Origin of the sequence: Streptococcus oralis ATCC 35037 (assembly GCF_900637025.1) — a bacterium.
GTDB classification, from domain to species: Bacteria; Bacillota; Bacilli; order Lactobacillales; family Streptococcaceae; genus Streptococcus; species Streptococcus oralis.
Map to the genome: position 1 here is coordinate 1,488,120 of NZ_LR134336.1, position 11,880 is coordinate 1,499,999.

Genomic DNA, 11,880 nt, shown 5'->3' on the forward strand with positions numbered 1-11,880 from the left:
TTTATTATACTATTTGTCAACATTTTTCATTATACCACAAAATGGAAAAGGCGGTGCAAGAAATCTGTCATTTGAAGAATTTCCTTCTGGTGCTCAATGAAAATCAAAGTACTGCTGTGAGGTTGCAGATAAAACTGATATGGTTTGAAGAGATTTTCAAAGAGTATTAGGACATGGCTCCAGCCTGCAAGCTATACATCTTGTGATAGGTTCCTTCCAAGGCCAAGAGTTCCTCATGGATTCCACTCTCGATGATGCGCCCCTTGTCCAAGACATAGATGCAGTTGGCGTCCTGGATGGTCGAAAGGCGGTGGGCGATGGCAATGGTCGTCCGTCCTTTTCTCATTTTAGCCAGAGAATCCTGAACCAAACTTTCTGTCTCCGAGTCAATATTGGCTGTCGCTTCATCCAAAATCAAGATTTTAGGCTGACTAGCGACTGTTCTGGCAAAGGCAAGAAGCTGGCGCTGACCAGTAGAAAAGCTCGAACCACGCTCAGACACAGGTGCATCATAACCCTGCGGAAGGTCCTGAATAAAGGAATCTGCATCCACAAAGGCAGTCGCAGCCTGTACCTCTTCATCACTAAAATCTTGGTACATGGCGATATTGGACTTGATAGTCCCGTGATAGAGGAAGGGATCCTGCAAGACCAGACCGATGTTCTTTCTCAGCTCTTCCTGACTGTAGTCCCTAATATCCACCCCATCCAAGAGAACGCGGCCTGACTGAAATTCATAAAAACGCATGAGGACATTGATAATCGAAGATTTCCCCGAACCTGTATGACCTACAAAGGCAATGGTTTCGCCCTTCTTAACTGAAAAGGAAATATCATCCAGAATCTGGTGTTTACCATCATATGAGAAACACACATGTTCAAAACGAATATTGCCTTCTTTGACTTTAGCTTGCCCATCTTTTTGAAGAGGTTCATAGGTCGTTTCGTCAATCAAGGCAAAGACACGACCTGCAGATACCATGGACGTTTGAAGGGTTGAAAAGTTTTGCGTCACCTCAATCAGGGGATCAAAAAGGCGATTGATGTACTGGATAAAGGCATACATGGTTCCGGCTGTTATCCCGATAGAAAGACCACGGTAACCAAAGTAGGCCATCAAAACGGCGTAGCCTAGGAGTTTCAGCAAACTCATGGCAGGTCTCAAAAAGAGGGCATCCAAGGCCACAGAACGGTTAGCATAGACCAAGTGTTCTTGGTTGATTTCATCAAATTCTGCCTGCAGGCGCTTCTCTTGATTAAAGGCCTGGATAATTCTGATTCCCTCGATATTCTCTGCCAGCTTACTATTGATATCCGACAAGAGACTTCTGGTTTTCTCGATGATTTTCACTGACTTTTTCCGATAGAGATTGACCAAAAGGAAAATCAAGGGTAGAAAGAGCAGGACTAAAGCTGTCAAACGAAAATCCAGCACCAACATGGTATACAGGGTTGTCAGAAAGATGAAAACTGCTGAGATAAAGCTGGATAAAATCCCCGAAAACATGTCACTGATGGTTTCGGTATCATTGGTCAAACGAGAGACGATGGAACCTGCTGGCATCTTGTCAAAATAAGACATACCTAGTTTCTCCATATTGGCAAAGGCATCGCGACGAATATCTCTGACAATACTGTAGGACACCCGCGCAAAGAGAAGATTACCGACATACTGGACCAGAGTTTGTAGGAGATAGAGGCCATAGTAGGCTAATAAAACTGTAATAGCAATTTGGTTAAGATTGCTGAGGTACTGGTCGATAAAGCTGGAAGCTACGAGGGGAATGATGCTTTTAATAACCGTAGTCGCTAGGAGAAAACTGAGTGCCAAAAAGGTCAGGAATCCATAGGGCTTGAGATAGGACATCAAGCGCTTCAATACAGCCCATTGTTCTTGCTTATTCTGCATCTTCTCCTCCTTTCATTTCCAACTGCTGAGACTGGTAAGTTTGGGCATACCAGCCATCCAGGGCTAACAGTTCTTCGTGCGTGCCCCGTTCGATAATTTGACCATTTTGCAGAACCAAGATCAGATCTGCATGGACAACCGCACTGAGACGATGTGCTGTAATAATGGTTGTCTTGTCCTTCCGCGTCTCCTTGAGATTGTCGATAATCGCATACTCCGTCTTGGCATCCACGGCGGACAAGGAATCATCCAAAATCAAGATATCAGGGTCTAAAATCATCGCCCGACTCATGGCCAGACGCTGCTTTTGACCACCAGATAGACTGACCCCTTTTTCACCGATAACTGTATCAAATCCTTGAGGCATGTCTACAATATCTTGGTAAACTTGAGCTAGTTTAGTCGCTTCCTCGACCGCTGAAAGGGGCAAATTAGGATTGCCGAAGCGGATATTGTCTAAGATCGAGGTCGCAAAGAGAAACTGATCCTGAGGGACATAGCCCATGAGACCACGAAGGTCTGTCAGACGATAATCCCGAATATCGTGACCGTTTAGATAAATAGCTCCCTTATCCACATCGTATTCACGCAAGAGGAGCTTAATCAAGGACGTTTTCCCAGAGCCTGTCTGTCCGACCAAGCCCAGGGTTTGCCCTCTTTCCAAACTAAAGTGAATATCCGTCAGTGTTTCCTCATTTTCAAAGGCAAAACTATCAATGGCGTACTCCAAACGTCCATTTTCGATACTGTCCCGAGGTAACTCAGGATCTTTTATAGGTGATTCCTGAGATAAAAGATCCTCAATCCGCTGATAAGAAACCTTTCCTCGCTGAGTAATATTAAAGAGGAAACCAATAGCCATAAGAGGCCAGACCAACATATCCAAATAACTGATAAAGGTGACCAGATTCCCAACTGTAATCTGCCCCTCCTGCACCATTAAGGAACCGACCAAGAGGGTTAAAACATAGGATGAACCAACAAACAAGAGAACCATGGGGTCAAAGAGACTATCGTATTTCATGGTTTGCAGGTTCTTTTGGAAGGTCAATTCATTGACTTCCTGAAAGGACTCCAGCTCATCCGCCTGATAACCGAAAGACTTGGTTACTTTGATACCTGATACAGACTCCTGCACCTTGTTATTGAGTTCAGAAAAGGCTGCTTGGGATTCTCCGAAAGCCTTATGAGTCTTTCTCCCTAGACGACTGGTCGCATAAGCCATGAAAGGCAGGGGAAGAATGGCAACTAGCGTCATCTGCCACGAAATGCTAAAGAGCATGGTCAGCAAGGTCACTAGAGCCGTGATAGAGGCATCGACCGCAGACATGACTCCGCCACCTGCTAAACGGGTTAAAGCATTGATATCATTGGTGGCGTGTGCCATCAAGTCCCCCGTCCGATAGGTCTGATAAAAGGCTGGCGACATTTTTGTGAAATGCTCAAACAAGCGAGACCGCATGATCTGCCCCAAACGGTAGGAAGTTCCAAGGATATACATGCGCCAAACATAGCGTAGATAGTACATACCCAAAGCTGCAAAAAGCAGATAAAGGAGGTTCAAAATCAGGTCCTGCTGGGTTAATTGCCCCGACGTAATGGCATCAATCACTCGTCCCATGACCATAGGGGGAATGAGATTGAGGACGGAAACCAAGACCAAGGCCACAATTCCGACTAGATAACGGCGCTTTTCTAACTTGAAAAACCACCAGAGTTTCTGAATAATGGACATAAAATCCCTTTCTGATTGCAAATGGAAACCTGAGGCCAAGACTCAATGAAAATCAAAGAGCAAACTAGGAAACTAGCCGCAGGCTGCTCAAAGCACTGCTTTGAGGTTGTAGATAGAACTGACGAAGTCAGTAACCTACATACGGCAAGGCGACGTTGACGCAGTTTGAATTTGATTTTTGAAGAGTACAAGACCCCAGGTTTTTCTTATTCATAAGTTACGACTGAGACGACACCCTTGTCATACTCAGCGATAAAAATATTGGCAACATTGTCATACCCTTGTTTGCTGAGGTTATCAAGCAGCCATTCTTCGCTCCGACCAATGGTTTCCAAAATTTCGACTTGGATCACACCGTCTGTGACAACAGGATACTTGGGATTCTCATCTCCCATTTGGACTACGATGAGTTGACCGTTTTGCTCCTGCATAGCGCGTTTGACCTGTTTCATTTGGAAAATTCCCTGACTACGGAGCTTAAGAGCTACGTCCGCTGCTGATAAACCAACCGAACGGCAGGCTTCTGGATCAATCTTCCCATTTTTGATGAGCAGGGTTGGCTTCCCATCAATCAAACGTTTCACAAAGTGAACATTATTATTCAGCCATTTGAGAGTCAAGACCAGAATGGTCCACATAATCAGGATAACTGCATACTGAAGGATACTGATAGCGCTATTGTAAATCACCCCGCCGATGATACCCCCAAGTACATAGTTCTGAATTTGATCTATTGCTGAGTTAGGCGCTAGGTTGCCCTTCCCTGTCACATTGATTACAAAAACCAGAGAAAAGAGACCCAAGGCTAGTTTGATTAAAATTTCGATATAATTGAGTGTCATTTGTTCACCTCCACCAGTTCAATTGCATCCGTTTTATACAATTCCACTTTCTCTAGCAGGTACTTGTCTGGCTCACTTCCGTTCAAGGCACGGTAATAGCGATCTCCGACCTTGATAAGTGCGCCATCAGTGTCGGCAGAAGTATTGACATAAACCTCTGACTTGTCTACTCCCAATTCTTTGGAAACAAGCTCGATGAAATGAAGTGAAGCTTGAAATTTATTATTAGATACTTGATTGTTTTGATAAGTTGTGATGCTGACCAAAAGGAGAGCTAATAAGGTCAAAGCTGAAATCATGACCAACTCACGAAATTTGGTCCCCTTTTTATCATGATAAGCCTTGAAAGCTAAAAATCCTGTCACAGCTAATAGGACAATCCCTAAACCAAGCATGATACCATTTTGCTGACTGATTTGGCTGAGTACATAGTCATAAGAATAGAATTTCATGTATTTTCACTTCCTTTCATAAAATCATTCTTAATTATAAACGAAAGAGGGTGATTTTTCAAACCATACGTTGGGGAAATGCGCCTTTTTTTGGTATAATATAGTCTGTAATCTGAATGAAAAAGGTAACATTATGAAACTCATATCATGGAATATTGACTCCCTCAATGCAGCCCTAACGAGCGACTCAGCTCGTGCAAAATTGTCCCAAGAAGTCCTACAAACCTTGGTAGCCGAAAATGCTGATATTATCGCTATCCAGGAAACCAAGCTTTCTGCAAAAGGGCCTACAAAAAAACACTTGGAAATTTTAGAAGAACTCTTCCCAGGTTATGAAAACACTTGGCGTTCCTCTCAAGAACCTGCTCGCAAAGGCTACGCTGGAACTATGTTCCTCTATAAGAAAGAACTCACACCAACGATTAGCTTCCCAGAAATCGGTGCCCCTTCTACCATGGACTTGGAAGGCCGCATCATCACCTTGGAATTTGAAGAATTTTTCGTCACCCAAGTATACACTCCAAACGCTGGCGACGGTCTCAAACGCTTGGAAGAACGCCAAGTCTGGGATGTCAAATATGCTGAGTATTTGGCTCAACTAGACAAAGAAAAACCAGTCCTTGCGACCGGAGACTACAACGTAGCTCACAAGGAAATCGACCTTGCAAATCCTGCCAGCAATCGTCGTTCACCAGGATTTACAGATGAGGAACGTGCTGGTTTTACCAACCTCTTGGCAACTGGATTTACCGACACCTTCCGTCATCTTCACGGCGATGTCCCAGAGTGCTACACGTGGTGGGCGCAACGCAGCAAGACTTCTAAAATCAATAATACAGGCTGGAGAATCGACTACTGGCTCACCAGCAACCGCGTGGCTGACAAGGTAACCAAGTCTGACATGATTGACTCGGGTGCGCGTCAAGACCATACGCCGATTGTATTGGAAATTGAACTCTAAGGAGAAAGCTAATGGACTATCAAGCTGTCATTCCTGAATTTGTAGTATCTGACCTCGAAAAGTCACGCCACTTCTACTGCAACTTGCTGGGATTTTCTGTCGAATACGAGCGTCCAGAGGAGAAATTTCTCTTCCTCTCGCTTGAAGACTGCCAACTTATGCTAGAAGAAGGCAGAACAGAAGAATTAGCCCAACTAACCTATCCTTTCGGGCGCGGTGTCAATATTTCCTTTGGCATTGAAGATGTCCCTCAGCTCCACCAAAAACTGCTGGAAGCTGACTATCCTATCCATCGTCCGCTGACCAAAAGAGAATTTCGTGTTGGGGATCACTATATCTATCCTCATGAATTTGCCGTTTTGGATCCAGATGGCTATTTTTTAAGATTTAGCGAATAGAAGAACAAAAGGCTACAATACTATCTAGCATTCAGCCTTTTATTCGTTCGTTTTTATGATCTATTTACTAACAAAATATTTGATTTATAAAGCTAATTGGTGTAAAATAAAAACATTGGCAGTAGCCTATTTAAAATTGAATATCATTTTACTTGTTTATGTCGTGAATTGGCACGACGTTTCTACAAGGTGCCGGAACACCTAACAATGAGTATGTCAGCTGGAGGTATGGTTTTGGCCATGCCTATTTTGGGGACTTACTTAGGGGATTAAGTAGGTCCTTTTTCTATTTCTTGCTAGAAACTCTAAACAAGCAAATGAAGCATCTTTTAGACTTTAGGAGGTCTTATGAAATTATTAGAAGAGCGCATTCTTGAGGATGGGCATATCTTGGGTGACAACATCCTCAAGGTAGATTCCTTTTTAACCCACCAAGTTGACTTTAGCTTGATGCGAGAGATTGGTAAGGTATTTGCGGACAAATTCGCTTCTGCTGGCATTACCAAGGTCGTAACCATTGAAGCTTCAGGCATTGCCCCAGCCATTTTTACTGCCGAAGCCTTAGATGTCCCCATGATTTTCGCCAAGAAAGCTAAAAACATCACCATGAACGAAGGTATCTTAACTGCCCAAGTCTACTCCTTTACCAAGCAGGTGACCAGCACCGTTTCCATCGCTGGAAAATTCCTTTCACCAGAGGACAAGGTCTTGATTATTGACGATTTCCTTGCTAATGGCCAAGCTGCCAAAGGCTTGATCCAAATCATCGAACAAGCTGGAGCAAAAGTCGAAGCTATCGGAATTGTTATCGAAAAATCCTTCCAAGATGGTCGTGATTTGCTTGAAAAAGCAGGCTATCCAGTCCTATCACTGGCCCGTTTGGATCGTTTTGAAAATGGTCAGGTCGTATTTAAGGAGGCAGATCTCTAATGCAAAAACAAGAAAAACATTCACAAGCAGCCGTTCTTGGCTTGCAGCACTTACTAGCCATGTATTCAGGTTCTATCCTGGTTCCCATCATGATTGCGACAGCTCTTGGCTATTCAGCTGAGCAGTTGACCTACCTAATCTCCACAGATATCTTCATGTGTGGGGTGGCCACCTTCCTTCAACTCCAACTCAACAAATACTTTGGTATTGGACTACCAGTCGTTCTCGGAGTTGCCTTCCAATCCGTCGCTCCTTTAATTATGATTGGACAAAGTCACGGTAGCGGAGCTATGTTTGGTGCCCTTATCGTTTCAGGGATTTATGTGGTTCTGATTTCAGGCATTTTCTCAAAAGTTGCCAATCTCTTCCCATCTATCGTAACAGGCTCTGTCATTACCACGATTGGATTGACCCTGATTCCTGTCGCTATTGGAAATATGGGAAATAACGTCCCAGAGCCAACTGGTCAAAGTCTTTTGCTTGCAGCCATCACTGTTCTAATTATCCTCTTGATCAACATCTTTACCAAAGGATTTATCAAGTCTATCTCCATTTTGATTGGTCTGGTTGTTGGAACTGCCATTGCTGCTACCATGGGCTTGGTTGATTTCTCCCCTGTTGCGGCAGCACCGCTTGTCCATGTTCCAACTCCACTCTACTTTGGAATGCCAACCTTTGAAATCTCATCTATTGTCATGATGTGTATCATCGCAACGGTGTCTATGGTTGAGTCCACTGGTGTTTACCTAGCCTTGTCTGATATCACGAAAGATCCAATCGACAGCACGCGCCTTCGCAACGGTTATCGCGCAGAAGGTTTAGCTGTCCTTCTCGGAGGAATCTTTAACACCTTCCCTTACACAGGATTTTCACAAAACGTTGGTTTGGTTAAATTATCTGGTATCAAGACCCGTCTGCCAATCTACTATGCAGCTGGTTTCCTAGTCCTCCTTGGACTCCTTCCTAAGTTTGGAGCCCTAGCTCAAATCATTCCGAGTCCTGTCCTTGGTGGTGCCATGCTGGTGATGTTTGGTTTTGTTTCCCTTCAAGGGATGCAAATCCTTGCCCGCGTTGACTTTGCTAACAATGAACACAACTTCCTTATCGCAGCAGTTTCAATCGCTGCAGGTGTCGGACTCAACAATAGTAATCTCTTTGTCAGCATGCCGACAGCCTTCCAAATGTTCTTCTCAAACGGAATTGTCGTAGCCAGCCTACTGGCCATTGTACTCAATGCAGTATTAAATCATAAAAAGAAATAAGAAAAAGAGGTGCGAGCCTCTTTTTTGTTTACAAATATAATCAATCCCAATTTCCATCTAATATTTCTTTTATAAACTTTTTAGGCATCCAAAAGGAGTGTTTTGTAATCCTACGTCCATCTGGAAGTTCATCCGTATCAGATAATGAACCTTTCCCAACAAATTTTCCTTTTTCAATTTCATAATAAGTATTTGTAGCGTGTAATTTCGTAAATAGGATTCCGTTTATCTTACTTTGAGGGAAATTGGTTGAAACTTTATTACCATTTTGAGTTAATTTGACTCCATCAGAAATAATTTGTCTAGTTTCCTGCCACACTCTTTGTATTTCTTCTAATTGTCTATCCTGAAATCCCCAAAACTTGATAGAATCTAATACAAATAGCTTAGGTTCAATTTCCTTAAAAATAACGAAGAGGAATCGTTTATTGTAAATTTCATTATAAACATGTGATGATTCCCAACTATCATTTGCTGCTAGTTCTTTAAAACAATAAGTTTTAAACGGGGAGTCTTCCTTAGGTAAATTATTCTTATCTACTCGAATAACTCTCAAATTCATGTTTGCTTTTTGAAATTCTTTTGTCTTATCTAAATCCCCTGTTAAGCCTAAAATTTTTCTAATCAGAGTACTATTCTTACCTTTTGCTTTGGGATTCACTTCAAATCTATCATATAACTCTTGTTCAGAGAAACCTTTGTAGGAGAGAATCTTCTCTGCAATAACCTCAGTAAATGATTTTTTCTCACCCTTAAAATTAGCCAGGACACTTTCTTGATCTGATTGATTAAAGATTTTATGATTAATCAGATAGGTCATATAACTTGATTTTAATTCCCAAGCTCTTTGTTTTGCTAATTCATAACTAAAAGGTTGTTGTCTTAAATCCTTTCCTTTACCTGCCCCTTTTGTACAAGTTGATAAATAGTTCCCATCTGATTCTGATAATTCATGTGCCCTTCCATTTTTGATTTTATCTGTAATCTTCTTATAGTCTTCAAGGATAACTGCCATATCCTCCTCAAACCATTCATATAAAAATATTTTTTCAATGACATAGTCCTTCATTGTTTGATTAGGAATTAAGCCATTGTAAAACAATAATAAAATCTTTGCGCATTTTTTCCATAAGTGGGTGGAGTAAAAATCCTCTAAATTTTCCTCCATATAGTTTAGTATTGTTAATACAAGTCGTTCTTTGGCACTAAGTGTCCCATTTTTGTTTACCTTAAAAGGAGTAACTTTTAGTTCTACACCAATTTTTTCAAAGTCAGCTTCTGAATCACTATTTGGCTGATAACCATAGAAATATTTTTCAATATAATTTCCATACTGTCCTTTTGACTTCATACTAATTGCTTTATCTTGGACCTCAGAGACTACTCTATCATTATAATCGTCATATGATTTATAAAGCGAACGATTATACTCTTCCATAACATCGGAAAATTTTCTATCTAATAGTTTGTGAGAATATTCAATAACACTATCGATATCTTCATCGTTATAGTTAAATAAGTTTTGATCCATTTTCTTCTCCTATCTTTTATATTATATCAAATTAAACTAAAGCAAGCATTAATACTTGATCAATTATCGAAAATAGTATATAATGGATTAAACTGTAAAATATTAAGGAGAAAAGATGAAAGTTCTCGAACTATTTGCTGGAGTTGGCGGTTTTCGCATAGGATTAGAAAATGCCGATAAGCAACTCTTTAAAACAAAATGGGCAAACCAATGGGAACCATCTCGTAAATCTCAAGATGCATTTGAGGTCTATGATTATCACTTCCCCAATAGCGAAAACATCAATATTAGTATTTCTGATATAACAGACGAACAATTCTCCAAAATGGATGCCGATATGATTGTCGGTGGTTTTCCTTGCCAAGATTACTCAGTTGCGCGTAGCAAGAAAGATGAAAAAGGAATTGAAGGGAAAAAAGGAGTTTTATTTTGGGAGATTATTAGAGCAACGGAAATAATTAAGCCAAAATATTTAATCCTAGAAAATGTAGATAGACTTTTAAAAGCACCTTCAAAACAAAGAGGACGTGATTTTGCAATTATGCTCACAGCTTTTAATAATCTTGGATATTCTGTAGAGTGGAGAGTTATTAATGCTGCTGATTACGGAAGAAGCCAACGAAGACGCCGTGTATTCTTTTTCGTATATCGAAATGATACTGTATTTGCAAAAAAGATTGATAATCTTTACGAAAAAAAGGAAGAAATTTTTGAAGATAATAGGTATGATGACTATATTTTCAATCAAGGCCTATTTGCAAAACAATTTCCTATTAAACCTATAGCAGTTAAAAATCGCCATGTGTTTTATGAGTTACCAAATGATATAGTTGAAGTTTCAGATACTTTTACTGGTACCGTTTGGAATACAGGAATTATGAGACATGGAAAATACTATTCTATTGATACAGAACCTAATTACAATGGCAACCCTATCACTCTAGGAGAAATTCTTCAAGATGAAGAGGAGGTCCCAGAGAAATATTTCATTACAGATCCAGCAAAATTGGAAAAATTCCAATTCTTACGAGGTCCTAAACGAATAGAACGTACTTCTGCCACTGGACATACTTATATCTATTCTGAAGGAGGTATGGCTCCTTATGACGATTTAAATTTACCTGGTCGAACAATGTTAACTTCTGAAGGTACCGTCAATCGTTCTACCCATTTTCTTAAAGTTAATGGCAAATACCGTCTTATAACTCCAGTTGAAGCAGAACGCCTTCAAGATTTTCCAGATAATTGGACAGCTAAAAAGAAATTGTCAGATGGATCTATTGTCAACGTTTCTGATAAAATGAGAATGTTCTTTATGGGAAATGCTTTAGTTACTGAGATTGTAAAAGAAATTGCTAAGTTTATTAAAGAAATTGATTGATTTATCTGAAACAAAAAAGAGGTGTGAGCCTCTTTTTTGTTTATCTATATCCTTACCTGTCTGTCTTCTGACCGCTGGCCTGTGACAAACATGGTAAAGGTGGCTTTGCAGACATTTCTGCCTTCTTGATTGGTGATATCCACATCCACGACACAAGTTGTGCGACCTTGATGGACACATTCTCCTTTAATGGTCAGTACATCGTCAAGTTTTCCTGCCTTAAGGTAGTTGATAGAGGACTGAAGCGTCACTCCATCAAGCCCCAGCGAGATAACCACTAGACCACTAATCTGGTCACAAAGGGTGAAGAGATAGCCTCCATGGGCATTGCCATAGTAATTGAGCGACGAGTCCACTACTTTTGTCGTCACCACAACATGACCGTCTCTCATTTTTTCTATTTCGTAATTTTCAAAAGCAGATATAGCGTCAAAATGAAAATCTTTCATCGTTTCCTCCTGATAGTTCAAACGACACTA

At 40.9% G+C, this 11,880-nt stretch carries 11 protein-coding genes and 1 riboswitch; of the genes, 5 read left to right on the plus strand and 6 right to left on the minus strand.

Annotated elements, in window-relative coordinates; genetic code table 11:
• Positions 1–166: 166 nt before the first annotated feature.
• The 4 genes from EL140_RS07425 to EL140_RS07440 all read right to left on the minus strand — a co-directional run bounded on the left by EL140_RS07425 (position 167) and on the right by EL140_RS07440 (position 4,938).
• Positions 167–1,909, minus strand: coding sequence for an ABC transporter ATP-binding protein (locus EL140_RS07425; RefSeq protein ID WP_001180123.1), 1,743 nt, complete (start codon positions 1,907–1,909; stop codon positions 167–169).
• Complete coding sequence (locus EL140_RS07430; protein ID WP_000022587.1) at positions 1,899–3,644, minus strand: ABC transporter ATP-binding protein; 1,746 nt, start codon at positions 3,642–3,644, stop codon at positions 1,899–1,901. Before EL140_RS07430 ends, EL140_RS07425 begins: the two co-directional genes overlap by 11 nt.
• Before the next feature lie 206 nt (positions 3,645–3,850).
• Positions 3,851–4,486, minus strand: a complete 636-nt coding sequence (locus EL140_RS07435; RefSeq protein ID WP_000174434.1) for a DUF421 domain-containing protein — start codon at positions 4,484–4,486, stop codon at positions 3,851–3,853.
• The gene (locus EL140_RS07440; protein WP_000675341.1) at positions 4,483–4,938 is read right to left on the minus strand and encodes a DUF3290 family protein; all 456 of its coding nucleotides are present in this window, start codon (positions 4,936–4,938) and stop codon (positions 4,483–4,485) included. The genes EL140_RS07435 and EL140_RS07440 overlap by 4 nt, the downstream gene beginning before the upstream one ends.
• 133 nt (positions 4,939–5,071) lie before the next feature.
• On the opposite strand from EL140_RS07440, the gene EL140_RS07445 reads away from it, so the two are divergent.
• The 4 genes from EL140_RS07445 (at position 5,072) to EL140_RS07460 (ending at position 8,489) form a co-directional block, all read left to right on the plus strand.
• A complete protein-coding gene (locus tag EL140_RS07445) occupies positions 5,072–5,899 on the plus strand; it encodes an exodeoxyribonuclease III (protein WP_000767451.1) in 828 nt (275 codons plus the stop codon).
• Positions 5,900–5,910: 11 nt separating this feature from the next.
• Entirely contained in the window at positions 5,911–6,297 is a 387-nt protein-coding gene (locus tag EL140_RS07450; RefSeq protein WP_000386241.1) for a bleomycin resistance protein, read from the plus strand.
• A 132-nt stretch (positions 6,298–6,429) separates the two neighbouring features.
• A riboswitch (purine riboswitch) is annotated at positions 6,430–6,525 on the plus strand.
• A 120-nt stretch (positions 6,526–6,645) separates the two neighbouring features.
• Positions 6,646–7,227 carry a xanthine phosphoribosyltransferase gene (locus EL140_RS07455; protein WP_000770380.1) on the plus strand — a complete coding sequence of 194 codons (582 nt, stop codon included), beginning with the start codon at positions 6,646–6,648 and terminating at the stop codon, positions 7,225–7,227.
• Positions 7,227–8,489, plus strand: a complete 1,263-nt coding sequence (locus EL140_RS07460) for a nucleobase:cation symporter-2 family protein (RefSeq protein WP_001171648.1) — start codon at positions 7,227–7,229, stop codon at positions 8,487–8,489. Before EL140_RS07455 ends, EL140_RS07460 begins: the two co-directional genes overlap by 1 nt.
• Before the next feature lie 40 nt (positions 8,490–8,529).
• Here EL140_RS07460 and EL140_RS07465 read toward each other — a convergent pair whose 3' ends face one another.
• Entirely contained in the window at positions 8,530–10,020 is a 1,491-nt protein-coding gene (locus EL140_RS07465; protein WP_000372606.1) for a Sau3AI family type II restriction endonuclease, read from the minus strand.
• A 115-nt stretch (positions 10,021–10,135) separates the two neighbouring features.
• Between EL140_RS07465 and EL140_RS07470 the strand changes: the two genes are divergently transcribed.
• Complete coding sequence (locus EL140_RS07470) at positions 10,136–11,401, plus strand: DNA cytosine methyltransferase (RefSeq protein WP_000865856.1); 1,266 nt, start codon at positions 10,136–10,138, stop codon at positions 11,399–11,401.
• A gap of 44 nt (positions 11,402–11,445) precedes the next feature.
• Here the strand turns inward: EL140_RS07470 and EL140_RS07475 are convergent, their stop codons facing one another.
• Positions 11,446–11,850 (minus strand): PaaI family thioesterase, encoded by a 405-nt coding sequence (locus EL140_RS07475; RefSeq protein WP_000651198.1) that lies wholly within the window; start codon positions 11,848–11,850, stop codon positions 11,446–11,448.
• Between the last annotated feature and the right edge of the window lie 30 nt (positions 11,851–11,880).

Coding starts and splice junctions, on each gene's coding strand:
- EL140_RS07430 (WP_000022587.1), bottom strand. CDS start 3,644: ATGTCCATTATTCAGAAACTCTGGTGGTTTTTCAAGTTAGAAAAGCGC.
- EL140_RS07445 (WP_000767451.1), top strand. CDS start 5,072: ATGAAACTCATATCATGGAATATTGACTCCCTCAATGCAGCCCTAACG.
- EL140_RS07455 (WP_000770380.1), top strand. CDS start 6,646: ATGAAATTATTAGAAGAGCGCATTCTTGAGGATGGGCATATCTTGGGT.
- EL140_RS07425 (WP_001180123.1), bottom strand. CDS start 1,909: ATGCAGAATAAGCAAGAACAATGGGCTGTATTGAAGCGCTTGATGTCC.
- EL140_RS07435 (WP_000174434.1), bottom strand. CDS start 4,486: ATGACACTCAATTATATCGAAATTTTAATCAAACTAGCCTTGGGTCTC.
- EL140_RS07450 (WP_000386241.1), top strand. CDS start 5,911: ATGGACTATCAAGCTGTCATTCCTGAATTTGTAGTATCTGACCTCGAA.
- EL140_RS07460 (WP_001171648.1), top strand. CDS start 7,227: ATGCAAAAACAAGAAAAACATTCACAAGCAGCCGTTCTTGGCTTGCAG.
- EL140_RS07470 (WP_000865856.1), top strand. CDS start 10,136: ATGAAAGTTCTCGAACTATTTGCTGGAGTTGGCGGTTTTCGCATAGGA.
- EL140_RS07440 (WP_000675341.1), bottom strand. CDS start 4,938: ATGAAATTCTATTCTTATGACTATGTACTCAGCCAAATCAGTCAGCAA.
- EL140_RS07475 (WP_000651198.1), bottom strand. CDS start 11,850: ATGAAAGATTTTCATTTTGACGCTATATCTGCTTTTGAAAATTACGAA.
- EL140_RS07465 (WP_000372606.1), bottom strand. CDS start 10,020: ATGGATCAAAACTTATTTAACTATAACGATGAAGATATCGATAGTGTT.